This is a genomic window from Marinomonas spartinae (assembly GCF_900089775.1).
Classification (GTDB): domain Bacteria; phylum Pseudomonadota; class Gammaproteobacteria; order Pseudomonadales; family Marinomonadaceae; genus Marinomonas; species Marinomonas spartinae.
Genome location: NZ_FLOB01000007.1, coordinates 37,805 through 62,884, shown reverse-complemented (window position 1 = coordinate 62,884; position 25,080 = coordinate 37,805). Strand labels below are relative to the sequence as shown.

Here is a 25,080-nt window from a genome sequence, read left to right as displayed (position 1 = left end):
CTTAATTTGGTTATCTAGATGTTTGTAGAAAAAAATGGCTATGTTGTCAGTCGCCATACGAAAGAGGTGAATGGCCAGCTCGAGATGAGTTTATTTGTCAAAACCTCAGAAGGGACGGTTCAGGTTTTACCGGACCGTCAATTCACCACGTTTTTTAGTGACGCCCCTGCGCATGTGTTTCCAGAGCATTTGTCTGGCGTTAAGGTAACAGAGGCGGGTTTTCGCTCCTTTCAAGATCAGCCTGTCAGGTTGATCCGAAGTAAAAGTTTGACCTTACATCAGCAAATGGTGGCATTGGCCAAAAAAGATGGTTATCAAGTCTACGAAGAAGATATCAAAGCCCATAATCGCTATCTTATGGAACGTAATGTCCGTGGTAGTGTGAGATTCATCGGTATTCCTGATGCTAGCGGACGGTGCTTTAGCAAAGCAAAAGTGATTCCTGGAACTTGGCAACCAGACTGGGTGGTGTGGTCGTTAGATATTGAAACCTCGGTAACCCATAATTGTCTGTTATCGATTGGCATAACGGCTAGGGATCAGAGAATTGCTTTTGTGGTAACGGATCAAATGATCAGCGCGCCTCATGTCCGTACTTATGATAACGAGAAAGCGCTGTTGCTCGATTTTATCCATTATGTTCGTCAGCATGCTCCAGATATTTTCATCGGGTGGAATCTAATTGGCTTCGATCTGAACTTTATTGATAAGCGCTGTCAAGCGCTAGGCATTCGTCCTGCTTTCGGGGTAAATGGCGAGAAATGGCGGATTCATTCTTCGGATAACCAAGGTAAGTATTTTGCAGCCATCCCTGGGCGAGTCGCACTGGATGGCATTACGCTACTGAAAGTGGGCGGCTATCATTTTGAATCCTATAGTCTGAATAATGTCAGTAAAGAAATTCTACAGGATGAGAAATTGCTCCATGGTGGCGATCGCTGGCAAGAGATAGAGCGTTTGCACCGTGAGGATTTGCTCGCGTTTGTTGATTACAACTTGCAAGATTGTGATTTGGTATTGCGTATTTTCGATCAGTTAAAACTGATAGAACTACAGCAAACCCGTGTGGATTTAACAGGGATTCCACTTGAGCAAACGGGGGGCTCGGTTGCCGCGTTTGAAAATCTCTATTTGCCTCGCTTACATAAGGCAGGCTGGGTCGCGCCAGCATGGCGAGAAGATGTGTTTGTTCCTAGCCCAGGTGGTTTTGTGATGTCGTCGATTCCTGGGTTGTATAAAAATGTTTTGGTATTTGATTTCAAAAGCCTGTATCCCAGTATTATTCGTACATTTTATATCGACCCGTTAGCGCGGATTATTGCTGGCAATATGGCTCCCGCCGTTAAGCAAACGAGCACGGATTTGGTACCAGGTTATCTCGGCGCAAGTTTTTATAAAAAAGAAGCCATTTTGCCTGAATTGGTTTCTGAGCTTGCTCAGGCAAGGGAGCGAGCAAAGCGCGAAGGGAACACGATCTTAAGCTATGCGATTAAGATTATTATGAATTCGTTTTATGGTGTACTGGGATCAAATGTTTGTCGCTTTTATCATGCTGAATTGGCGAGTTCGATCACTATGCGTGGGCATGAGTTATTGGGAAGAACACAGCAATGGATGGAAGAGAAAGGGGCGAAGGTGATTTATGGTGATACCGACTCTTTGTTTATCACCCTCAATAATGACAAAGAAGATCCGCGTTTATTAGGGCAACAACTTTGTGACGACATTAATGGTCTGTTGTCCGAATGGTGCCAAGACTACGCTCATATAGATTCTTATCTTGAGCTTGAGTTTGAGCGTGTCTACGAGCGTTTCTTTATGCCGACTATCCGAGGGCAAGAGGAGGGCAGTAAAAAGCGCTATGCGGGGCTAACTGGCGGTGAATTGGTTTTTAAAGGGCTAGAAGCTGCTCGAACGGATTGGACTAAATTGGCGCGAGAGTTTCAAAAAACACTGTTTGAGAAAATCTTCAATGATGAAAACCCCATTACCTTTATTCAAGAGACGGTTGCTAGATTAAGAGCGGGCGAGCTAGATCATTTGCTGGTATACAGTAAGCAACTTAGTCGTCCTTTGGCGTCATACACGAAGAACAAACCGCCCCATGTTCGAGCGGCCGCTATAATTGATCAGCGCCGAGTTGAGCTAGGTCAACCTCTGGAGTTTGATAAGGGGCGTAAACGGGTAAATTATCTCTACCAAGTGACGGGTGTGGTACCCTATGAAAGTGAAGCTGACCTTGTAAACTTAGATTATGAGCACTATATCAGTAAACAAATTGAGCCAATTGCGGATAGCATCCTGCCTTTTTACAAAACTAATATGGAAAGTCTTTTAAGTAAACAGATATCATTGTTATAGGTTTTTTGAGTGGTTAGATTGATTGTTTTTCTAAGAAAAGCTGACAATATTTTGCGCAACAGATCTTTCAATCACTTAATTTTTTGCAGAAATTTTACCTTTTTCAGTATATATTCATCCTTCAAGTTAATTTGTTTATCTATGGATGGAAGAAGAAATGACATTGAGATTTAATATGAAGTCGCCAAGTAAACGTAGTCAAACTCTGGATAAACTTCGTTCAGCTATCCAAGAGATGATTCTTGATAGAGAGTGGAATCAAGTTTCTGTTCAGGATATTGCTCAACACGCTAATGTCAGTATTGGTACCTTTTATAACTACTTTGATAGTAAAGATACGGCTCTGATGGATGTGAGAAAAGTGCTAAGTGATGTACTTTTCCGCGATTTGGATTTGTTGTTAACCACGCATCAGGAAATTGATAAACGTCTCACTTTACTCGTGAAATATTTCATTAGCCTGACTATGAACAAGCCTAAATGGGCCTCTTACCTTTATGGTGGCAATAGTTTTGGTGAAAGGTTGGAAGGAGGGATTAGTAAAGCCCTTAAAGCTATTTTGATCGAAGGGGTGTCTAAGCGTGTCTTTAGAGTCAATGATATCGACATCACCACTGAGTTCATTGAGAGCGGTTTATTTTTCATTATTCGTAATCGCTATCTCACGAAACAGCCGTTGGATGAAGACTTCATGAATGAAGTAGCGAATATTTGTCTCAATAGTGTTGGAATACAGGTTGAGAATATTAGTGAGCTGAGTTTAATGAGTTGCCCTGTGACGCCGCTAACGCCATTACCTATTTCAACATTAGCAATAGCTTACGACGATATGGAGTTTGTCTAATAAACATAACTGATTAACTGGAAACACCAGCAAGGTTTAGAAAAATAGCCGGCTGGTGTTTTTTTGTGTGTGTTGAACGAGTTCGTCAACACTAATGCCTTTTAGTCGTGCGACTTCAGCGGCGACCCAAGGTAAATATTTGGGATGATTTCTCTTTGGTCGTGGGCGAATGTTTCTAGGCAAGAGATAAGGAGCATCGGTTTCCAAGAGTAATTTGTCGTTCGGTATATGTGGAATTGCCTCTTGCAGGTCTTGTCCGCGGCGTTCGTCGCACACCCAGCCTGTGATACCAATGTATAGCCCTAAGTCTAAATAGGCACTCAAAGCCTCTTTAGAACCCGTGAAGCAGTGCACGACACCCCTTACCCCATTATGATAGTGGCGTTTTAATATTGTCAGCATTTCTTGGTGAGCATCGCGTTCATGCAGATATAAAGGCAAATTATGTTCTTTTGCAATGTCTATTTGTTGTTCAAAGGCGGAGATTTGCTCTTCACGTGTTGAGTAATTACGATTGAAATCCAAGCCGGTTTCACCGACTGCAACGGGACGTTTTTGAGCGATTAATTCATTGAGTTTTTCTGTGCTCGAAGCGCTCCAGCTTTTCGCCTGATGGGGGTGGCAGCCTAAAGTAAACCACATTCGCGGGTGGTTTTCGCAGAGACTTTGTATTTTTTTACTTTCAGCTAAGTCAGAGGCAATACAAATGATGCCTTCCACTCCTGCTTGGTAGCTTTGCTGAAGTGTGTCTTCCAAGTCTTTTAAGTAGTCGTTGTGATTTATATTTACACCGATATCAATCATGTCTCACTCTCATTTCGAATAAATTTCTTTAGCGTCACGCAAGCTTTCAATGTAGAGCTCTCGAAGCGTTTGTTTTGACACACCACTTTTAGCAAGGGAGTCAAATAAAATATTATCCCACCGCCCTGATTCGTAGTGCATGACTAGACTAAGGGTGTAGCCAAGGTTGCCTTTTTTATTGAGCAGTGCGTCCGTTATATCTGGGGATAAAGGCAAGTCTTTCAGTAGTTGTTCTAGCGATTCATCAAAAAAGCTGGGTAGATAAGAGAAAAGTCCGGTTAAAAACGCGCCATTTTCTCTAGGGTATAGTTTTTTCGCTAAGGACTCACAGAAGCAGGCACGATGAACGGCCATAGAGAATAAACAATCGGGTTTGCCATCTATGCTGCTGAACATGGCCAAACTTACCCATTTAATCAAGTCTCGAAAGCCGATTATTTCAATCGCACGTTGTACATTTTGCACATTAAATTGGCGATAGTAGGTGACGGTTTTGGTGAGTTTGATGACACGAAACGTCAATGTCGGATCGGTTTCGATGCATTCTGCCATCTGTTTTAACGAGCCATCTTGGCTTTTTAAAATGGTTAATAACTTTGATAATATTAAGCGATAGGTGGGTATTTTCCGTCCTTTCACTGGAATACTTTCCGAGAGAAAATCACCACTAAACCACTGGGCGGTGGTTTTGTCTTTAACCAGAGTAAAGTCCTGTTGAGAGTTGATGTGACTAAACCAAAGGTTTTTCTGGCTTAACGATGGGTGATTACAAAGGTTTATGCTTTCGGTCACAGTGCTATCTGATAAATTAAACTCAACATAAATGAACGGATCAATGGATACTCGATTTAAGATGGCGAGGGATGGGTTACGAATGCCAAGCTGATAACCTTGTAGACGTAATTCGGTAAACATGTCGTCCCATTGTGTGTCATTCGCTTGTCTCAGGGCTATTTTTGTCGCATCAAAAAAGAGGACAAAATTAAACGATGCTGGTGGTGATGGAATATTTTCTACTTCACTGCACAGTGTCTTAATAAAAATGGGGTAGGGTTTTATCGTGTCAACTAGATCGACATCAGAAAAAAGTGTTGCGAGAAAAGAATGACTCGTTTCTTCGGTCATACCATCAAGGTGAAGCAAGTTGTTCGCTTTGATGGAGGCGTTATCCCCAACAATCGTTTGGCGAGTGAAAAGAAAATCCTTACTGATCATTAAATACTCTCTGAATGCCTATTTGATGCAAAAAATTACTGTAAGCTAAAGCGTAATACAATATCATGGTTATAATGAAGTTATGTTGAACATGGAAAACAGTCCGGAGTAATGTATGGCAAGCATGTTAGACGCCGTAGACCAGCGAACACAGTTAGTTGGCGAAAATAGATTAGAGCTACTGATGTTCCGCCTTGGTGGAATGCAGATGTTCGCGATTAATGTTTTCAAAGTTCAAGAAGTGGTGCAATTACCCAAATTGAACTTGATGCCACATCGTCATCCTTCTGTTGCTGGTGTGACGCATTTTCGAGGCCGTACTGTTCCGGTGATTGACTTATCTGAGTCTATTGGTATGAGACCTATTGATCGTAGCCAGCCCTGTAACCTAATTGTTACAGAATACAATAATACAGTACAGGGATTTATGGTTGGTGAAGTTGATCGAATTATTAATATGAATTGGAATGAAATCCTTCCTCCTCCAGATGGTACGGGTCGTCAACATTATTTAACCGCTATCACGCGTATTAATGATCGCCTTGTTGAAATTATTGATGTTGAGAAAGTATTGGCGGTGATTTCACCTTATGATACTAGTATTAGCCCAGATATTATCGATGATGATTTGATGGAAGTGGCTAAAGGGTTAGAGGTGCTGGTGGTGGATGATTCTTCCGTTGGTTTGGCGCAATGTCGTTCAACGCTGGATTATATGGGCATTACCGTTCATGAAGCAACGGATGGTAAGCGTGCCCTCGAAAAATTGAAAAATTGGGCGGAGACGGAAAAGAGTGTGCCTGAAAAACTGTTAATGGTGATTACTGATGCCGAAATGCCGGAAATGGATGGCTACCGTTTAACCCGTGAAATTCGTGAAGATTCTCGACTAAAAGATTTATACATTGTTTTGCATACATCGCTAAGTGGTAGTTTTAATAAAGCCATGGTGCAAAAAGTTGGTTGTGATGACTTTTTATCAAAATTTCAACCTGATAAATTAGCGACTTTAATCCAAGATAGAATTCGTAGTGTGATGAGTGACTGATTATATCATGCTAAAAAGAAGTTAAAAAAACAGGCTTATTAGCCTGTTTTTTATTATGTGTTGTGCTGTAAGGTGTTAGATCTGTGGATATTCAGTTTATTATATTTTTGCTTATATGTGGTGCTTTTTCTGGGGCCTTGTTTGCCACGGTAAAAATAGGAAGTGCTTTATTTATTGTGCCCACTGCATTGCTTTTTATGCCTGTTTTTCAACTCCCGCCATCGGCACTTATTGTTCCAGTCATTGCAACGGCCATAACCTCCATGGTGCCTATCCTATTAGTTGACTGGCTTCATGATATGAAAACGCAGCAAATAGACACTCATTCGTTGATTGCCTTTGCACCAGGTGCAGCTATGGGTGGGGTCATTGGTGCTCAAGTCGTCTCTTTGATGACCTTTGGTACTTTTGGGTTGTTATTTGGTTTATTGGTCGTGATGGCTGTGATCAATGTGTTGTTACTCTATCGCCCTTTTGCCGAGTCATCTAAGTGGCGCTGCTTTGCTCAGTTGTCACAAAGCGCCTTCCGGTTACCCATTACTTTGTTGATTGGTTGTGTCAGTGTGATGTCGGCCAGTTCAGGAAAGCTTTTTTATACTGTGATGTTGCAAATGCATACTATTAAAAAGGAGCAGGTAAGTGGTGTCTCGACTGGTCTTGCTCTTTTTGTCGTTGTTGCGGCAATGGTTGGCTTTTCCTTTCCTGCCAAAGCCTTCGCTCTGAGTGGAACGCACTATTTTATTGGTGCAGTGCACTTACCCACTTGTATGGTACTCGCGATTAGTCAATTGGCTACTTATCTCTTATGTCGTAATAAAGGCAATAACTTAGATAAAGGTGTCGTTCATATATCAGCAGTGATTTTCTTGGTCATTGCTGTGCTAAGAATATGGATAAATTAAGCCTTATCTTGCTGCACATACCGTTGCTTGGCTTAGGTACTGACAAAGCGACGCTGAAATGCCTTGTTTTTTCTCGCTCTAGCCTTATCTAAGGCAATATAATGTTATGGAGACTGAATGGCTTTTGGTCTTTTTAATTGGCTTTGTTGCTATCTGATAATTTGCCTAGTGTGGTAAGGGACAGTTTTACTGGGTTTTTATTTATAAATAAGGAATGACATGACAAATACGCCCAAATACGGTGTTCTGATGATTAACTTGGGAACGCCAGATGCACCGAGAGCGCCAGAAGTTCGTCGTTTTCTTAAAGAGTTTCTTTCTGATTCACGTGTGGTGGACTTAAATCCATTAATTTGGAAGCCTATTTTGAATCTGATTATTTTAAATGTACGTCCAGCAAAAGTGGCTAGAGTGTACCAGCAGGTGTGGATGGACGAAGGGTCCCCTTTGATGGTGCTGGGAAATCGCTTAAAAGAGCGAGTGAAGGTTGCTCTTCAACGTGAGACAGGTCAAGCGATACCGGTTGAAATGGCGATGACCTATGGCAATCCAAGTATGGAAGTCGCCGCAAATCAGCTGCGTAAAGCTGGCGTGGATAAAATTGTTGTCGTTCCTATGTATCCACAGTTTTCTGGTACGACAACAGCGGCAGGCTACGATAGGCTCATGAGTTCGTTAAAACAATGTCCCCATTGGCCCGCGTTACAGTTATTGCAGGATTATGCGGATCATCCTTTATACATTAAAGCGTTGGCTAACTCGGTGAGAAACCAGTGGGACAAACAAGGTGAGCGTCGCCATTTGATTTTGTCTTACCATGGCATTCCCAAGCGGTATGTCACAAACGGTGATCCTTATGCGCGTCGCTGCCATGATACCACTCGTTTGGTGGCACAAGAACTTGACTTAAAAGAGGGGGATTGGACACACGTATATCAGTCTCGTTTTGGTCGTGAAGAATGGTTAAAGCCCTATGCGAGTGAGACACTTAAAGTGCTACCAAGCAAAGGCATTAAAAAAGTGAATGTTATTAGTCCGGCTTTTGCCGTTGACTGCATTGAGACATTGGAAGAAATTACGTTGGAGCTAGGTGATGAGTTTAAGCAGCATGGTGGCGAAGGGTTTGACTATATACCTGCTTTGAACGATGGCGATGATCATGTTGCTCTTTACTTGGACTTAATCCAGAAAAACACATCTCAGTGGTTGGATTAAATGGCGAATAGTGACACAAACTCCCAAACAGCGAGTTCGTCTATTAAGGTAATTGCTTTTGATGCGGACGACACGCTATGGCGTAATGAAGATATTTTTAATCATGCGCAAGATACCTTTATTGAGATATTGTCCAGCTATCATAATGAGCACTACATTCGTTCCCATCTGGGGGCAGTACAAGTGCGAAACTTAAAGTATTTTGGCTATGGTATTAAAGGCTTTACATTATCAATGATTGAGTCAGCTATTGAGCTGACAGAAGGACGCATAACAGGCACAAAGATACATCAGATTATTGAGCTTGCGCGCACCATGCTGTCCGCTCCCATTGAGCTTATTGATCATGTCGAGACCGTTTTGAGCAAATTGCAAGGGGATTATCAGCTAATGGTGATCACTAAGGGCGATTTGTTGGATCAAGAAGGAAAGGTCTCTCGTTCTGGATTAGTGAAATATTTTGATCACATTGAAGTGGTGAGTGATAAGACACCAATGGCTTACCAGCGGATTCTGGAGAAGCATAAGATTGATAAACAAGGCTTTCTTATGGTGGGTAATTCACTGAAGTCTGATGTGCTTCCGGTATTGGATGTTGGAGCGCAAGCTATTCATGTTCCCTATCATTGTACATGGGCTCATGAGCAAGTCTTAGAAAAAGACTTAGTTAAATATCCTGATTTAGTCACACTTGAAACTATTGATTCTCTTCTTTCTTGGTTAAGTCATTCTGACAATTTATTATGAGGTGTTCTATGCGAATTTTGGCGGTTATGTTTTCTTTATTATTGTTTTTTGTTCCTTTTGCTCAGGCTGCAGATCAAAGTGCGCCAACGACCTTGAAAGAAAAGGCCGATAAAGCTTGGCATATTACTACGGAAAAAGCCTCAAAATACGGAAAAATAGCCGCTGAAAAAGGTGAGAAGGCTTGGCAAATTACGAAAGAAAAAAGTGGTGTTATTGCAGATAAAGCATCTAAAAATGCCTCTAAATATGGTAAAGCTGCGGCGGAAAAAAGCAAAGAAGTTGGTTCCTCTGTCTGGAAGAAAATGAAAGAGCTGGGCGGTAAGGCGGCTGATGCGGCCCGTGATGGTGCTCAGAAAATACGCACAGAAGCGGGAGAGTGACCCATCTGGGCGGTGAAAGTGGATTATAATGGCAGGATACGACGATAAAAATGACTTACCAGCAAGTCATTGGGAGCAAGAGTTTCTCTCCCAAGATGATGTGCGTATAGTGGCTCCGAAAGTCCATTATCGCTGCCCTAAGTGCAGTAATTTTTTGCTCCGTAAGGAAGGGAAAAATGGTTTTTTTTGGGGGTGTGAGTCTTATCCTGCTTGTGATTACACGGCCAATGATGAAGCGGGTAAGCCAATAAGAGCAAAGCGTTATTTATGCCCTGCTTGCCATTCACCATTGAGGCGCAAATCTTTTAAGGATAATGTCTTTTGGGGGTGTAGCAATTATCCCGATTGTAAAATCACTGTTGAAGATGACAATGGCGTGCCGGCCAGTAGTAAAAAATATCCTTGTCGAGAGTGTGGCCATTATTTGGTCAGGAAAAAAAGCAAAAATGGCTATTTTTGGGGCTGTATTCAATATCCCAAATGCACCCACACCTTGAATGATGATAATGGCATGCCAGTGCTTAGGAAAAAGAGATAAAGAAAAAGCACTAACGCTGATTTTGAACCGCTATTAGGGCGCTATCAATCGTTGGATAAGCAAATTCAAACCCCTCATTTGTTAATCGAGTCGGGAGAATTTTAGGGCCTTTTGTTAGTAGGCTTGCCATGTCGCCCAGAGTCAGTTCCAAGATAAAAGCTGGCAGAGGAAAGATAGCAGGGCGGTTGAGTGACGTTGCAAAAGACTTTGCAAAGGTTTTCTGCTGAATGAGTTCTGGCGCAACTAGGTTATATGCTCCCTGCATTTTTTCATCCGATAGGGCTTGATTAATAGCCTTGATAACATCGTCAATGTGTACCCAAGAAAACCATTGATTGCCGCGGCCAATTTTTCCTCCCAAGCCAAATAAATAAGCGGGGCGCATCTTGTCTAAGGCACCACCGTTAGGGCCCAATACAACACCAAGCCGAAAAATAACTAGGCGTGCACCGTGCGTTGCAAAGTCGTGTGCAGCTTCTTCCCAAGCTTGGCAAATCTCATGAGCAAAGCCATCTGTCGGTAAAGTCGTCTCTTCATGATAGGTTTGGTTTGAGTCGCTTCCATACAATCCGACTGCCGACATAGAGATAATCAGTTTGGGGCAATGTTTGAGTGCTTGTTGAATCTGCTTGGTTAGTTTTACACGGCTATCAAAAAGGATTTGTTTGCGCTTTTTACTCCACGGTTTATCCGCGATGCCTTCGCCTGCTAAATTAATTAAGACGTCCATTGGTTCACTCAGTTCTGCTAATGTATTAATCGTAAACTGAGGGATACTTTTATCTAGCCGGCTGTCTGTTTTACGCACTAGTGCATATACTTGATGTCCGGCTTTTTGCAGAGCGGGGATAAGTGAGCGTCCTATAAAACCTGTTGCTCCAGATACCAATATCTTCATTTTTATGGCCTTAGTTGTTTTCAAACACAAGAATAATTACGCAAAAAAAAGGAAATGGGATCAATGCGTTCCATAGAAAAGCAAAAAAACCCGAAAGTGGTTTAACTATTGTACAGTTAAGTAAGCTTTTTCTAGAAACGCCTTCTTTTTCTACCCTATGATGGCTAAAATGGGAGGATTAAGAAACATTAGGTATCACAATGCTACGCAAAGAATACGATCACATCATACTTCTTGCACATGGAAGCCCAGATCCGACGTGGAAGAAGCCTTTCGAGTCTTTATATGATCGAGCGATTTCTCGTTTCGGTGCAGAGCGCTCAAGTTTGGCTTATATGGAGTTAACAGAGCCCAGTTTGGAATACGTTGTGCAACATTTAGATAAGCATGTTAAAAAGGTGGCTGTTTTGCCATTGTTTTTCGCGGTAGGTCGCCATTTGCGTCATGACGTGCCTGCTCAAATAGAAAGTCTAAAACGTGATGACTTAGAGATAGAGTTGCTGTCTCCTATTGGTGAGGATGACATTGTCAAACAGGCCATGGATCAGGTAATTGCACACCATTTGGGACAAAACAATTAATGCTGACTTTACTCTCTACCTTTGGAGCATAATGGATGCTTTTTAGACACCTTCCTGATGAGATTTTCCAAGCACTATCTGGCTCAAACCGTGGTTTAATTGAAGCGGTATTGTACGATTTAGCAGAGGTTTTTTATGACCACGCTGAAGATCCCATTAAAGAAAAATCGACCATTATCGAAGCGATTGAAGATACTCTGCATAACTTAGACAGTTATGCTTGGCACGATGATCAGAAAGAATCGTTTGAATCGCCTAAAACCATTCATGATTACGCGTTGAGGATCTATCATCGACTCGTCAATACCGGATGGCTTGTCGAAGAGCAAGAGTTGTACCGTGTTAGTGTCTTAATGACACCACAAATTTCTATGTTGTTGCGTGCTTTGGTGGAAATTAGTCGTCATGGTAAACGCAACTATGGTGCCACCGTACTCAGTATTCTAAGTAACTTGGAATCCGTTGCGAAACACCCCAAAGAGCGTGGGGTGACTTTGAGTCAATCCGCTGAAGCATCGCGGGATTTCTCGGCCCACCTTAATCAGATTCTGCTGGGGATTCGTAGCTTACAAAGAGAGTTGTTTTCAAGTCGTGATCCAAAAGCCATTGTGGCTGGTTTTTTTGATTTATTTGTAGAAGGCATTTTAATCGCAGACTATAAAACCATCAAAACCAGTAATAACCCTTTTCGTTTTAGACGGCAAATTCTAGAGTATGCTCAGGAGTTTTTGTCCAACCCCGCTTTAATGGGGGATGTGGCCCAATGTTATGTGGATCAACAGTTAATCACCATGGCAGAAGCTCAGGCTCTGGTTGAAAAAGACTGTCAAGACATCATTCAAACTTTCAGTTCTATTGAACAACGTTTGGATCGCATTGATGAATACCGTTATCGATTAGAAAAGCGGGCTGCAGATACGGCTCGCTATATGGACAGCTCTCGTCCGGGTATGGCAAATAAAATATCGGGGATTATTTCTGATGTAGCCAAGTTCGAGCGCTTGCCAACCTTAAAGAATGTCATTGGTTCTCGCATTGTGGGGATGGAATCTGCTGCGCAGCCGATGAAACGCCGAGAGCCACCACCACCCAGAGTAATGACACCCGTCGAAGTCTCTATTGATGCCATTAAGCTTAGAGATCAGCAGCGTCGCTTCCACGAAGCGCGTCAAGTAACGGTGACCAAGCTGCAAAGTTATCTGGAACGACAAATGAACAGTCAAGACAACAAGCATATTTTAGACTTCACTATTGAATCGGTTGAAGACTTGGTGTGCTTTGACCATTTGCGTTATGTTGGTTCTTTGGGGGTAGCCGCGAAGAAGATAGAAAAAGCGTTTGAAGTACAATTTACACAGCGCTATTTAGATGTGCATGATTTTGTAGAATGTCGTGAATTTAATGTAGTACGTAGGAGCCAGGCGTAATGCTTAGAGAATTAAAGAAAGTGGTTGAGGAGTCTGGAAAAGACGCTCAAGAGTTTCAACAAACCGCCAACTTCATACTTGCGAACCAGTTTGTGAGTGCCTTTAAGCATGGGCAAAGAAAGCATTATTTATTGGTTGAGTCATATCATGATTATTTTTCCAATGTATTTGATGCGCTTGGTATGAAGCTGTATGTGAACGAGAATGAGCGTTTGGCCGGGGTTTTACCGGTTCAACGTGAAGCTTTTGTTCGTTTAAAAACTGATGAAACTCTTTTTCTATTGGTATTGCGCCAGATATACGAAGAAAAAGTGGAAAACTTCGAAATCGATAATGGGTTTGTTGCTACGAATACGCACACGATTTTGGATCGCTATGTGCAACTGGTGAAACGTGAAATTCCGACAGAAACCCGCTTTAAAGACATTTTAAGTTTGTTTAGCCGTCATGGTGTCATTATTCGTGGCAAAACATACGAAGAAGACAGTAAAAATATGATCATTAATATCACGCCAGTCGTGCGTTTGATCGTGACGGAGGCTTACTTGCGTCAATTGGAGTCATTTAATGGTGTGGACCCTGAGGACGATGACATTGAGTTAGAGCCAGAAGAGGCTCAGCAGGCTAGCAACCCGGAAGAGAGTCATGATGGGGGCAATACAGTGAGTGACTCTAAAGAATCAAATAGCAGTGCAGATACGACAGAATTGACGAAAAAAGAAGACTAGGACAGGAACCAAGACATGAAAAAGTTAAACCGAATTGTATTGGTAAACTGGTACCTGTTGGGTGCAGAAGAAATCAATATCCGAGGTAATACCGCGATTATCGGGCCAACAGGTTCTGGAAAATCGTCGATTCTAGACGCCATCCAAACCGTCTTAACGGGGGCAAGTAAGCGTCACCTTAACTATAACGCCAGTGCAAACGATGGTAAGGCGAGTGGTCGTAGTATCCGCTCTTATATTTTAGGAATGATTGACTCAGGCCAAGCCAATACGAAAAGCTTGGGAGCTCAACCAAGACAAGATGCCATCAGTTATCTGGCCTTAGTGTTCGAAGATTCCATCACGGGTAAAGAATCGACGGTCGGTATCTCACTAAGTGCGTCGTTGGCGTCTCCTGAAGAGGACACCTTGGGTCGTTATGTGTTACCAAACTTTGGTGTTCATAAAGAAGACTTTATCGATGCGATGGAAGGCAAAAGCTATAAAGCTAAGCCTTGGATTGAAGTGCGGGAAAATATGAAGAAAGCCTGCTTGGATCCTTATATTAAGTCGGGCAGTGCATCTGCAACACAATACATCAATCGCTATTTGGAAGAGCTTAGTCCGAGCGCGGACCAGTTGATTACCCTTGATAGCTTCTTGAAGAACTTTAAAAACGCCTTAAAGTTTGTGCCTATTGCTTCGCCTACGCGTTTTGTTCAAGATTTCGTTTTAGCAGAAGCACCACTTCAGGTGGGGGCTTATCAAAAATCACTCCATGAATATCGTCAACTTGAAAGCAAAACACAAGAAGTCTCCAAACGTATTGACGATCTCAAATTGATCCAGCAAGAGTGTGAGAAAAAACACCAACAAGAACAAACGGCGATTAATTATCATTGGATTGCCACAGAAGCGCGTTTTGATGAATTAAGTACCAAGCAAGATGATATACAAGATCAGTATGAGCTTCACAAAGAGCGTGAAGAAGAGATTGATGAAGAGTTGACGACTCAAGGGCATTTGCTTAAGCAATTACAGGGGCAGTTGTTACGCTTAGAACAGCAGTATGAGCACTCCGATGTTGGGCTTAAGCTTCAGCAGTTAGAGCAGAATAAAAAGTTCTTGATATTGCAGGCTCAACAAGATCAAAAGGCCATTGTTCAGGCCCGCCAAATTATTGTGCTGATGTCATCTTTGTCAGCATTTGAGGACTTATTGTCTAAACAGACAAATGCATTGGTAAAAGAAATCAGTCAGCATGTTGGATTGATTGGTGAAGATGGCCGTATTGAAGGGAGTTTAAAACTGTTAACTCAGCTTTTGAGCGCGCTCAATGAAGGTTTAGATGCTGAAAAATCTCTGGTATTCAGGCAGCGTTCAGAATTAAACCGCACGATTTTGAATTTAAAAGATGAGTGTAAGCAGCTTGAATCGGATGTGTCTTCCCTGAAAGGTGGGGTGAGTCCATTATCCCCAAACACCAAACGTCTGATTGCACTGTTAAAAGATGCCCAGATTACGGCAACTCCTCTTAGTCATTTGGCTGAGGTGACGGATCGTAAATGGCAAGATTCAATTGAAGGGTATTTAGGCGCTCAGCGGGAAGCTTTGATTGTAGAGCCAGATGATGCTGAAGAAGCGATTCGAATTTTCCGTGCCCATCGTCGCCAGTTAATGGGGTGTCGTGTTGTTGATACAACCCAAACTCGCTTATGGCTAAGCCGTGGTGATCGAAATTCGGCCCTCAAATTTATTCGATGTAATAATGATCATGCTCAAGCGTATTTGAATCGCCGTTTAGGCGGCATTAAGCCGGTGGAAACAGAGCGAGAGTTGTTGCGTGAAGAAAGTGCGATGACCGCAGATGGCATGTTAAAGTTGTCTGGTAGTATTTCCACTATCCGTTCTGTGCCCCATATGATGGTGGGGATTAATACTGATGGCATGAGGCAGTCTCGTGAAGAGCAATTGGCCAAATTAAGTGGCGAGTTGATGGATCATCTCAAGTCTGACCAGCGCTTAGAGCAAGCAGATAACTTGTTAGGGCGCGTTATGGCCAGTAATCAGTTTGATGCTGAAACATTGAATAATGCAACCCATGCAGTCACTCGACTGACACAAGAGCTTGAAAATGTCGAAGTGGAAATCGCTCAACTTCAGCAACATGATGATAAAGATTTGCAAGACAAGATTGAAGCTCTCAAAGTGCGTATAGGAACGGTAGAGCTAGATCAGAAGAAATTAGACCGCGAACGTCAACAGATCTCCGAGCAATACGGTGCATTGAACACACAGAAAAATCAGCTAAGCTCCGCCTTATCTGCTCTTGATGAAGAGCGTAATCGACTCACTGCCAGCCCACTTTATAATGCAGAGTTTGCTAGTGAGCGTTACGCCTTGTTGGAAAACAGCATGGTCAATGGTGCCGCCATTTATAAAGAAGCCATCAGTCGTGCTGAAAAAGCAGAAGATAAGTCACGAAGCTTTGATCAAAAAGTACGTAAGGACGTGGCTGATCATTATGCTAAATACCACAATGCGAATATGGACAATGATATTCAGCTGGATTATTTGGAATCCAAATTTGAAGAGTTTCAGCATTATGTGAATTACCAAATAGACGTGTTAAGTGAAACAGAACTGGCGAAATACGCTAAACGTGCTGAGCTTGCTAGACGCGAAGCCGAGGAAACCTTCCGTTCTGATTACGTGTCAAAGCTTAAAGATTCCTTGGATCAGGTCGCTCATATTATTAGAGAGCTTAATCACAGCTTGAAACGTCGCCCCTTTAATAATGAAACTTATCAGTTCCGTTATTACCCAAATGGTGATATGAAAGATATTCTTGATTTGGTTGATCGCTTTAGTGCGCAAGATCAGGCCAACGTTGGCGGTTTGTTTGACCCTGAAATGACAGGCGATCCAGAGCATTTGCGTGCTATTACGGCGATTCAAGAATTGATTACAGACGAAGAGAAACAGCAGGATTTGGCTGATTATCGTAAGTTTTATAACTTTGAAGTCGATATTCTTGATGCCGATGGCAATAAGAAGACAACATTAAGTCAGCGTATTCAAACGGGGTCGGGGGGGGAGCACCAAATTCCTTTTTATCTGGCAATCGCGGCGGCATTATCGACGACTTATCGATTACACGAGACCATGGATGGTGACATTGTCGGTGGCTTCTCATTGGCTATGTTTGATGAGGCGTTTAATAAAATAGATATGATTAAGACGTCTACTTGTATGGGCTTTATGAAAGATATTGGTTTGCAGGTTATTGCGGCAGCGCCCGATGATAAGCGTGCTGTTATGGCGGCTAATATGGATACCGTGATCAGTGTGTGGCGTGAAGGGGGTGCAGTATCTATTGACGTGGCTTACCCAAAAGAAAAGGGCCAAACTTTACTTAATGGTGATATGGATTCCATTTTGAACCCAGCTTAATGGCCAGAGTCATTCATGGATTAATGGCACGAATACTATATGACTGGGAAATATAGGGAAAATATAGAGCTAGTATGGCTATACTGAAAGACAGACCGAGATAATAATGAAGATACAAAACGATATTAAGCGGCATTTAGAAGAGGCATTCTCTCCTCAGTATCTCGATTTAGAGAATGAGAGCTATATGCACAATGTGCCAGAAGGTAGTGAGTCCCATTTTAAGTTGGTTTTAGTCAGTGATCAGTTTGCTGGCAAGCGTCTAGTGCAACGCCACCAGTTGGTATACGGTGCTCTAGCTAAACAAATGACTCTCATCCATGCACTAGCAATGCATCTTTTTACGCCTGAGGAATGGTCGAAGCGTCAAGTTGACGTGTCTGCTTCACCTAATTGTCACGGAGGAGGACGCGGGTAGTAACTCGCGTTATGGTGGTTCATATGAGCATTATAGTAAATTATCATCAAGCCGATAATTGTGTCGATATTATCGTGGTTGGCAGTTTCGATTTTTCTCTTTTTAATGAGTTTAAAGACGCTTACGCTGGCTTTATTGGCCAAAAAATATCTTTTAGTGTTGATATGAGTCAGGTTGAATATTTGGATAGCGCCGCTTTGGGCATGCTGCTTAGTATGAAAAACAGTCTAGGGGATGAGTGCGATATAGAATTAAAAGGTGCCAATGATTTCATCAAAAATATTTTGATGATTTCTCGTTTTGATAAACGTTTTACTATTCGATAATAGGCATTTTGATGAAACTTTTGTGTGTCGACAGCGAGCCAATTTACCGTGAAATTGTTAGTATGTGTGCTAATAATCATGGGCTAGATGTAAAAACGGCCACGACGTTTCAAGAAGCGATTGATCTTTTCGAGGAGTGGGAGCCTGACCTGGTTACCTTGGATATTCTTGTTAAAGGTGGAAGCGGTTTATCCCTCATTAAAGAGCTAAAATTAAGGACGAATGGTCGCTTCGTGCCAATGATTTTTTTATCGTCACAATCTTCTGATTCAACGATGGAAAAATGCTTTAATGCAGGAGCCGATGATTTTTTGCCGAAACCCTTTCAAGAAGCTTTATTTAATACTCGTATAGAGAGTCACAAGCGTCAGGTGATGCTTGTGCAAGAAATGTCGCAAAAAAACCGAGAGCTAGTCTATTACAAAGCCATGATTGAGCGAGAGCACAAAATGGCCCATCAAGTGCTTGATCATGTCCTAATACGTTGTGAAAACACCGATCATAATGTAGCTGTCACCCGATTATCGGCGGCTAGTTTCAATGGGGATTTAGCTCTTGTGAATTCGCGCTCTGATGGAGCTCGGCTTATCTTTGTTGGGGATTTTACAGGGCATGGTCTGTCTGCTTCTATTGGTGCCTTACCTGTTGCGCAAGCGTTTTTTGATGCCGTAGATGATCATATAGAAATATCTAAGCTTGCAAGCCATATTAATCGTATGCTTATCAGTATATTGCCTGACTATATGTTTTGTGCGGCCTACATAGTATTAATTAAACCCGGTGGTCGTTTGTTCTTTTGGGGTGGCGGTATGCCTAAGGCTTATATCCGTCGCCAGGATGGTACACTCGACTATTTGCAGTCTATGCACATGCCGCTAGGAATATTAGGACCATCTGAGTTTGATAGCACTTTAGGTGAGTTCAATATCACTGCAGAGGATACTTTAGTTATTGCGACCGATGGTGTCTCTGAGTTAAAGAATGAGGCGGGGGAGATGCTAGGAGCTGAATCTTTGGAAACACTTGTATCAACTTGTTATGCCAATACCAATTTAACGCAAGCACAAGAAGATCTAAAGAGTAGACTCTCTGAGTACCAAGGCCATTCAGAGCAAATAGATGATATAACATTCGTCGCGATAAGGAAAAGAGTGTCTGAAAATAAGCGATAACACTTGAAGAAGGTATCGCTTATATAGGCCATCTAAGTGGTTATTAACGCTTTTTATTGTTCGTTTTCTTTTTGTTGTTTTTGGGTTTTTGGCCGGCTTGTTTGTTGTTCGCATGTTTGGAGGCAGCTGGCGTTGGACGCTTTTCCGGCTCGGTCCTTAGTACGAGAAAGAGATCTGTTACAACTTCAGGAATTTGTTCAATACAGGATTGTGTGAGTTTCTCGCTCTGTCTTATCTGTATCACTTCTTCATCGTCAAATAAGTCAGAGGCCACCATAATAGGGAGCAAGAGCTCAGCTACCACTTCTTCTTTTTCTGTCTCAAACCAGAAGGTTTCTGTCATGAATACGCCTTCCATGAAACCGGTGGCCCACTCTTGAAGTTCGCTTAATTCTTCTGGGGTTGGCCCCATTTCTAATTCGCATGGAATGAGAAAACCTTCTTCTGACTCAAGCTCTTTTTGGATATCGATAAATAAGCGAGACATTAGCTGAGTGATTTGTTTCTCTTCTTTTGGGCTTTCAAAGTTTGGGGTTTCCTCAAAAATGACAGAAAGCCACTGCTCCTCGTTAAATTGGGAGGGGCAAATGGCCAGAGCGGTTAAAAAGCCATGAGCCATTACGAAATTTTGACATTCTTCATGAACTCGATCGGATTCTAAAAAGGTTTCTATTGTATCTAACTCAAGATCATCAAGAGGTTGGTGTGCCATATGGGACTTCCTAAAACTTTAAAAGTGGTATAAGCGAATTAAGTGGCGAATTCTAGCGAAAAAGCGTCTGAAAATCGATGCACAATAGCGTTACTTGAGAGATAATTCTCCTATGATAAGCAAACACACAATACTTTCCCGTTTTGGCTACCAAGCCTACCGCCCCCTGCAAGAGGAAGCCATTGATGCGCTCTGCTCGGGTAATGATGTTTTGTTGATGGCGCCTACTGGCGGCGGCAAGTCTTTAGTCTATCAGTCTGCGGGATTAATACGAGACGGTATTGGCATTATTATCAGTCCGCTATTGTCATTAATGGCGCAACAGGTGGAAACGCTTCGAAAAACTGGCGTTAACGCCTATTTTTTTAATTCTGCTTTAAATATTGAAGAGCAAGACGATTTGGTATGGGCGCTGCGACATGATCAAGTAGATTTGCTTTTTATGTCACCTGAGAAAATTGTGCAGCCGGCTGTCATTGGCTTTTTAAAAGATATTCAAATTTCCATTTTTGCCATCGATGAAGCTCATTGTATCGCGCAGTGGGGCGAGGCCTTTCGGCCGGAATATAGTCAGCTCGGGACACTTCGAACTACTTTCCCTAAGGTTCCGATCATTGCTTTAACCGGTACGGTTGACCTAAAAACGATTCAAACCATTGAAAATTCTTTGCAAATCAGTGGTTGTTTATTATTAAAAAACAGCTTTGATCGGGTGAATATTGAAATTCAAATTGCTCAAAAGCGTAAAGCTAAACAGCAAATATTGTATTTTTTGCACCATGAAATGGCGGGTGAAAAGGGCATTATTTATTGCCGATCACGTAAAAAAACACAAGAACTGGCAAGTTGGCTTGAGAGTCTTGGTTTAACCAGTTTGCCTTACCATGCTGCAATGCAAGAACAAGATAAACAAAAGCATCATCAGCGTTTTCTAAATGAACCTGGTGTCATTATGGTGGCTACAACAGCCTATGGTATGGGCATTGATGTGCCTGATATTCGGTTTGTTATCCATTTTGATTTACCGAGCAGCCCAGAAGCCTACTTTCAAGAAGTGGGTCGTGCGGGCAGGGATGGTAAGCCTGCGAAGTCTCTATTATTATATGGGCTTCAAGATATGCTGCAGGCGCAACAATTTGGTGATGGTGAAAATTATGAGCGATTGAGTGCGCTTTTTAAAGTGCTTGAAAGTCGAGGCTGTCGCCGCAAAAACCTTCTCTCACATTTCGGAGAAGAAATTGCCCCTTGTGGGCATTGTGATCGGTGCTTGTCACCCTCTTCTGAACAAAATGCGACTATAGCGGCACAAAAAATACTCTCTCTTATTTATTATACAAAAGGGATTCAGCCTTTTTCGGTGTTGGTTGATGTTCTGCTTGGAAAACACAATAAAGGCGTTATGAAAATTCACGGTGAGACACTATCACTATTTGGAAAAGGTAGAGAGTTTACCGACATCCAATGGAAAGCAGTGATTCGACACCTAATAGGGTTTGGTTATATAAAAGTAGACCATTCAACCACTTTTTGTGTGCACCTGAATCAAAAGGCTAAGCGAGTCTTGAAAGGAGAGGAGCAGATACTTTTGCCTCATGAGCGTTATTATCCAGTGTTAGATGAGAATGCGCTTCATAAGGAGCTGATAGATTGGCATAAATTAAAAGCATGGAAAAGTCGGGATCAAAATAATCCCTTGTCTGACCGTCAATTGCGACTCGTGCAGCAGCACAAGCCAAGCAATGTGGCTTCTTTAAGTCGCTTAACAGGGTTATCTATCGAGGTGATTTCTTCTTGTGCGGACCAACTGTTAGCCATCATGAATGAAGTAAGAGCAAATGAGGAATAGGGCCTATGTATGCAAAAAGCCAGCTTTCTTTCGACATGGATAGTGAGACCTATAAGTCTGATGTGCCAAAACAGGCTTTAGAGACGATACAGAGGAAAGTTGCTGATTGCATCGACAGAGCCAATCAATTTTTTGGCACAGAGTTTAAAATACCGAATGTCAATCTGCGACAAAAGGGGCGCGCGGCAGGTACCGCCCATTTGCATAAAAACGAAGTGCGATTTAATGCCTACATGTACCAGCAGAACCCCCAAGATTTTTTGGACACAGTTGTGCCCCATGAAGTAGCCCATATTATTGTGTTTCAGATATATGGAAATGATGTACGGCCACATGGAAGAGAGTGGCAAGCGGTGATGAATAAAGTGTATGGACTTCCACCACAGCGTACGCATAACTTTGATGTGCCTCCCCCAAAACACAGTTATTATTACCAATGCCAGTGTCAAACTCACACTTTTACTAAGCAGCGCCATAATAGAGCGCAAAAAGGCACGGAGTATATTTGCAAGCAGTGTCGGACTAAGTTGTACTTTATTGATGCTTTGTCAAATCGTTACTAATGTGCAAGCTTTCTATCAAGTTGATGCTTTTTTAATGCGACAAAATAATGATTATAGTAAGATAGCGGCATTTAGTTTATAGCGTGTACATGATGGATTTATCTAACAAACCGAAAGAAAAACTTGAGTTTAATAAGCTTCAAAAGCGTCTTAGGCGTCTGACAGGGCAAGCCATTGTCGACTTCAATATGATTGAAGAGGGTGATAGGGTGATGGTGTGTCTGTCTGGTGGTAAAGATTCTTACACTATGCTTGATATCTTACGAAATTTACAAGCTAGTGCCCCCATTGATTTCAGCATCATTGCTGTGAATTTAGACCAAAAGCAGCCTGGTTTTCCTGAGCATGTTTTGCCTGCTTATCTTGACGAAATAGGTGTCGATTACCATATTTTAGAAAGAGATACTTACAGCATTGTCAAAGAGATTGTTCCAGAAGGTAAGACCACTTGCGGTTTATGTTCTAGATTGCGCCGTGGCTCTCTTTATGGGTTTGCCGAAGAGATTGGTGCGACTAAAATTGCCTTAGGCCATCATCGAGATGACATACTAGAAACACTCTTTTTAAATATGTTTTTCGGTGGTAAGTTAAAGTCCATGCCACCTAAGCTGTTAAGCGATGATGGAAAGCATATGGTCATTCGGCCATTGGCTTATTGTAAGGAAAAAGACATTCAAGCGTTTGCCGATATGAAAGCTTACCCTATCATTCCTTGTAATTTATGCGGTTCGCAAGAGAATCTGCAAAGGCAAGTGGTTAAAGATATGCTTCAGCAGTGGGAAAAAGACTACCCAGGCAGAACCGATTCTATGTTTACTGCTATGCAGAATGTGGTGCCTTCCCATCTTGCAGATAACGAGTTGTTTGATTTTAAAGGCTTGAAGCAATCAGAAGATGCATTTAATAAATTGAATATTATTTCACTATAGGAAAGTTCTAATGAAACTAAGCAACAAAGCACTATTGTTGACAGCGGGGCTACTAAGCTCTTCCATGGTACTGGCTTCTAACGTTGGCGTAAATTTAAGAAACGATTTGTTGAAAGCGGATGCCAGTATCGATGCGGGTCCTTTTTCAATCGATGCGGGCGGTACGCATGATGCGGATAAAGATACTTCTTCAGCCTACGCAGGGTTGAGCATTCAAGATACAGATGCAACGGGTCCACTACAGGTTGGTTTAGGAGCTCGTCTTTATGCTCTAGACTCCAACTTAAAAGATGAAAATAATGATCTTGCGTTAGCTGTTGCATTAGGGGGTTGGTATCGTTATACCTTCCCAATGGCTAACCGCCTAAGCATATATGCTTCAGGTTACTATTCTCCTGAGGTGCTAACGATTTCTCGATTAGATCATATGTATACTTATAACGCGCGCCTTGAGTATATGACAACACACAATACTCGTGCTTTTATTAGTTATGGTGCGACTGAGGCTATTTACAAAAATGGTGAGCGCCAAAGAAGTAATGATGGCATTTCTGTTGGTGCCAATGTGGTCTTTTAAAACTGCATAAAGATAAAAAAGGTGGCTAATGCCACCTTTTTTATTTGTTGATTTTCTAATCTCTAGAAATAGAGACAGATGCGCTGTCAATCGCCTTCATATGCACAGAGATTAAAAACGGGTATGTTTCTATCTTGGAGTTTTTGGCTTCCGCCTAAGTCAGGTAGATCAATAATAGCGGCCACTTCTTTGACCTCCGCCCCTTGGCTCGTTAATAGCTCAATAGCTGCTAATAGAGTGCCACCTGTGGCAATTAGGTCATCAAACAATAAAACATTATCACCCGCTTTTACTGAGTTTTCTTGAATTTCTAACTCAGCGGAACCGTATTCTAAGTCATATGCTTGTGAAATGGTTTTGCCGGGGAGCTTGCCTTTTTTACGGATCAAGATCAGTGGTTTTTGTAGCTCATATGCAAGTACAGCCGCGATGAGAAAGCCTCGGGCATCAATGCAAGCAATATGGGTAATATCGCTTGCAATGTAACGATGCACATAGGCGTCGGCGACCATGCGCATACCTTTTGGGTCGCTAAAAATAGGGGTGATATCTCGAAAGTTGATGCCTGGCTTTGGCCAGTCTTCAACTGAACGAATTAATGACTTAACGTAGAAATCATCATAAAGCATAATCAAAGTGCGCCTAGTTTGTAGTTCAAAACTGAGCTATTTTACCACAGTCAGGCGCAACTCCCACGAGTTTTTGCATTTCTGGAAGGTCAATAATGGATATTTCTTTGCCATCTACTTGGATTAATTCGTTTTTTTGGAAGCGCGTGATCACACGGCTAACGGTTTCGACTGCCAAGCCCAAATAGTTTCCAACTTCTCCACGGGACATGGAAAGTCGGAAGGATGTGGCAGAATAACCGCGTTTTTTAAAACGATTTGATAGGTTAAGTAGGAAAGAAGCCACTTTTTCATCGGCATTTTTTTTGCCTAGAAGTACCATCATCTGCTGATCATCGCCTATTTTACGGCTCATTACCTTGAATACCTGATGCTTGAGCGATGGAATTTGTGAGGAAAGGTTCTCCAAATGACTAAATGGGATTTCGCACACGGTAGTCGTTTCTAATGCTTTAGCGGAGATGGGGTAAGTATTATCATCAATACCACTCAGACCAACCAGTTCGCTAGGGCAATAGAAGCCAGTAATTTGCTCTTCCCCAGAGGAGGTAATGTTGAAAGTCTTTAGGGTGCCAGTTCTCACTGCAAAGACAGAATTAAAAGGTTGGCCTTGATGAAAGAGTACTTCCCCTTTTTTTAAGGGGCGTTTGCGTTCAATGATTTGGTCTAATCGATTAATATCTTCGTCTGCTAGAGCAATCGGTAGACATAGTGCGCTTAGGCTGCAATTTTGACATTGAGATGATAGCTTACTGCTGAAACGTGATTGTGTGTGTGTTGCGGGCATT

General features: G+C 42.2%; 25 protein-coding genes. 19 read left to right on the top strand and 6 right to left on the bottom strand.

The window, feature by feature from the left end:
- Positions 1-18: 18 nt before the first annotated feature.
- Both MSP8886_RS14470 and MSP8886_RS14465 read left to right on the top strand, forming a co-directional pair.
- A complete protein-coding gene (locus MSP8886_RS14470) occupies positions 19-2,361 on the top strand; it encodes a DNA polymerase II (protein WP_067017683.1) in 2,343 nt (780 codons plus the stop codon).
- Positions 2,362-2,518: 157 nt separating this feature from the next.
- Positions 2,519-3,205, top strand: coding sequence for a TetR/AcrR family transcriptional regulator (locus MSP8886_RS14465; RefSeq protein WP_067017681.1), 687 nt, complete (start codon positions 2,519-2,521; stop codon positions 3,203-3,205).
- A 36-nt stretch (positions 3,206-3,241) separates the two neighbouring features.
- On the opposite strand, the gene MSP8886_RS14460 is transcribed toward MSP8886_RS14465, so the two are convergent.
- Both MSP8886_RS14460 and MSP8886_RS14455 read right to left on the bottom strand, forming a co-directional pair.
- Positions 3,242-4,009: a TatD family hydrolase gene (locus tag MSP8886_RS14460; protein ID WP_067017679.1), complete on the bottom strand. Its 768-nt coding sequence runs from the start codon at positions 4,007-4,009 to the stop codon at positions 3,242-3,244.
- Positions 4,010-4,018: 9 nt separating this feature from the next.
- The gene (locus MSP8886_RS14455) at positions 4,019-5,224 is read right to left on the bottom strand and encodes an EAL and HDOD domain-containing protein (RefSeq protein ID WP_067017675.1); all 1,206 of its coding nucleotides are present in this window, start codon (positions 5,222-5,224) and stop codon (positions 4,019-4,021) included.
- 115 nt (positions 5,225-5,339) lie between these two features.
- Between MSP8886_RS14455 and MSP8886_RS14450 the strand changes: the two genes are divergently transcribed.
- The 6 genes from MSP8886_RS14450 (at position 5,340) to MSP8886_RS14425 (ending at position 10,054) form a co-directional block, all read left to right on the top strand.
- Positions 5,340-6,272 carry a chemotaxis protein CheV gene (locus MSP8886_RS14450; RefSeq protein ID WP_067017671.1) on the top strand — a complete coding sequence of 311 codons (933 nt, stop codon included), beginning with the start codon at positions 5,340-5,342 and terminating at the stop codon, positions 6,270-6,272.
- Between the two features lie 83 nt (positions 6,273-6,355).
- Positions 6,356-7,174, top strand: coding sequence for a TSUP family transporter (locus tag MSP8886_RS14445; RefSeq protein ID WP_067017669.1), 819 nt, complete (start codon positions 6,356-6,358; stop codon positions 7,172-7,174).
- A gap of 219 nt (positions 7,175-7,393) precedes the next feature.
- Positions 7,394-8,389, top strand: coding sequence for a ferrochelatase (gene hemH / locus MSP8886_RS14440; protein ID WP_067017662.1), 996 nt, complete (start codon positions 7,394-7,396; stop codon positions 8,387-8,389).
- Positions 8,390-9,136, top strand: coding sequence for an HAD family hydrolase (locus MSP8886_RS14435; RefSeq protein ID WP_067017657.1), 747 nt, complete (start codon positions 8,390-8,392; stop codon positions 9,134-9,136).
- Positions 9,137-9,144: 8 nt separating this feature from the next.
- Positions 9,145-9,516: a hypothetical protein gene (locus MSP8886_RS14430; RefSeq protein WP_067017656.1), complete on the top strand. Its 372-nt coding sequence runs from the start codon at positions 9,145-9,147 to the stop codon at positions 9,514-9,516.
- Between the two features lie 28 nt (positions 9,517-9,544).
- On the top strand, positions 9,545-10,054 hold the full coding sequence (locus tag MSP8886_RS14425) for a DNA topoisomerase family protein (protein WP_067017654.1): 510 nt from the start codon (positions 9,545-9,547) through the stop codon (positions 10,052-10,054).
- Positions 10,055-10,064: 10 nt separating this feature from the next.
- Here the strand turns inward: MSP8886_RS14425 and MSP8886_RS14420 are convergent, their stop codons facing one another.
- On the bottom strand, positions 10,065-10,952 hold the full coding sequence (locus MSP8886_RS14420) for a TIGR01777 family oxidoreductase (protein WP_067017652.1): 888 nt from the start codon (positions 10,950-10,952) through the stop codon (positions 10,065-10,067).
- A 200-nt stretch (positions 10,953-11,152) separates the two neighbouring features.
- On the opposite strand from MSP8886_RS14420, the gene MSP8886_RS14415 reads away from it, so the two are divergent.
- The 7 genes from MSP8886_RS14415 (at position 11,153) to MSP8886_RS14385 (ending at position 19,036) form a co-directional block, all read left to right on the top strand.
- Entirely contained in the window at positions 11,153-11,533 is a 381-nt protein-coding gene (locus MSP8886_RS14415; RefSeq protein WP_067017650.1) for a sirohydrochlorin chelatase, read from the top strand.
- A 35-nt stretch (positions 11,534-11,568) separates the two neighbouring features.
- Positions 11,569-12,960 carry a Wadjet anti-phage system protein JetA family protein gene (locus MSP8886_RS14410; protein WP_067017643.1) on the top strand — a complete coding sequence of 464 codons (1,392 nt, stop codon included), beginning with the start codon at positions 11,569-11,571 and terminating at the stop codon, positions 12,958-12,960.
- Complete coding sequence (locus tag MSP8886_RS14405) at positions 12,960-13,688, top strand: DUF4194 domain-containing protein (RefSeq protein ID WP_083200967.1); 729 nt, start codon at positions 12,960-12,962, stop codon at positions 13,686-13,688. The genes MSP8886_RS14410 and MSP8886_RS14405 overlap by 1 nt, the downstream gene beginning before the upstream one ends.
- Positions 13,689-13,703: 15 nt before the next feature.
- Complete coding sequence (locus MSP8886_RS14400) at positions 13,704-17,120, top strand: SbcC/MukB-like Walker B domain-containing protein (protein ID WP_067017639.1); 3,417 nt, start codon at positions 13,704-13,706, stop codon at positions 17,118-17,120.
- Positions 17,121-17,226: 106 nt separating this feature from the next.
- Positions 17,227-17,538 carry a BolA family protein gene (locus MSP8886_RS14395; protein ID WP_067017637.1) on the top strand — a complete coding sequence of 104 codons (312 nt, stop codon included), beginning with the start codon at positions 17,227-17,229 and terminating at the stop codon, positions 17,536-17,538.
- Positions 17,539-17,561: 23 nt separating this feature from the next.
- Positions 17,562-17,864 (top strand): STAS domain-containing protein, encoded by a 303-nt coding sequence (locus tag MSP8886_RS14390; RefSeq protein WP_067017947.1) that lies wholly within the window; start codon positions 17,562-17,564, stop codon positions 17,862-17,864.
- Positions 17,865-17,875: 11 nt separating this feature from the next.
- Entirely contained in the window at positions 17,876-19,036 is a 1,161-nt protein-coding gene (locus tag MSP8886_RS14385) for a SpoIIE family protein phosphatase (RefSeq protein ID WP_067017635.1), read from the top strand.
- Positions 19,037-19,079: 43 nt separating this feature from the next.
- On the opposite strand, the gene MSP8886_RS14380 is transcribed toward MSP8886_RS14385, so the two are convergent.
- Positions 19,080-19,748, bottom strand: a complete 669-nt coding sequence (locus MSP8886_RS14380) for a YecA/YgfB family protein (protein ID WP_067017633.1) — start codon at positions 19,746-19,748, stop codon at positions 19,080-19,082.
- A gap of 112 nt (positions 19,749-19,860) precedes the next feature.
- On the opposite strand from MSP8886_RS14380, the gene MSP8886_RS14375 reads away from it, so the two are divergent.
- The 4 genes from MSP8886_RS14375 (at position 19,861) to MSP8886_RS14360 (ending at position 23,663) form a co-directional block, all read left to right on the top strand.
- Entirely contained in the window at positions 19,861-21,594 is a 1,734-nt protein-coding gene (locus MSP8886_RS14375) for a RecQ family ATP-dependent DNA helicase (protein ID WP_067017631.1), read from the top strand.
- Between the two features lie 5 nt (positions 21,595-21,599).
- Positions 21,600-22,157, top strand: coding sequence for a SprT family zinc-dependent metalloprotease (locus MSP8886_RS14370; RefSeq protein WP_245659105.1), 558 nt, complete (start codon positions 21,600-21,602; stop codon positions 22,155-22,157).
- A gap of 89 nt (positions 22,158-22,246) precedes the next feature.
- Complete coding sequence (gene ttcA / locus MSP8886_RS14365) at positions 22,247-23,086, top strand: tRNA 2-thiocytidine(32) synthetase TtcA (protein ID WP_067017629.1); 840 nt, start codon at positions 22,247-22,249, stop codon at positions 23,084-23,086.
- 10 nt (positions 23,087-23,096) lie between these two features.
- On the top strand, positions 23,097-23,663 hold the full coding sequence (locus MSP8886_RS14360) for a YfaZ family outer membrane protein (RefSeq protein ID WP_067017627.1): 567 nt from the start codon (positions 23,097-23,099) through the stop codon (positions 23,661-23,663).
- Positions 23,664-23,749: 86 nt separating this feature from the next.
- On the opposite strand, the gene MSP8886_RS14355 is transcribed toward MSP8886_RS14360, so the two are convergent.
- The gene (locus MSP8886_RS14355) at positions 23,750-24,292 is read right to left on the bottom strand and encodes an adenine phosphoribosyltransferase (RefSeq protein WP_067017625.1); all 543 of its coding nucleotides are present in this window, start codon (positions 24,290-24,292) and stop codon (positions 23,750-23,752) included.
- Positions 24,293-24,317: 25 nt separating this feature from the next.
- Positions 24,318-25,079 carry a fumarate/nitrate reduction transcriptional regulator Fnr gene (gene fnr / locus MSP8886_RS14350; RefSeq protein WP_067017623.1) on the bottom strand — a complete coding sequence of 254 codons (762 nt, stop codon included), beginning with the start codon at positions 25,077-25,079 and terminating at the stop codon, positions 24,318-24,320.
- Between the last annotated feature and the right edge of the window lies 1 nt (position 25,080).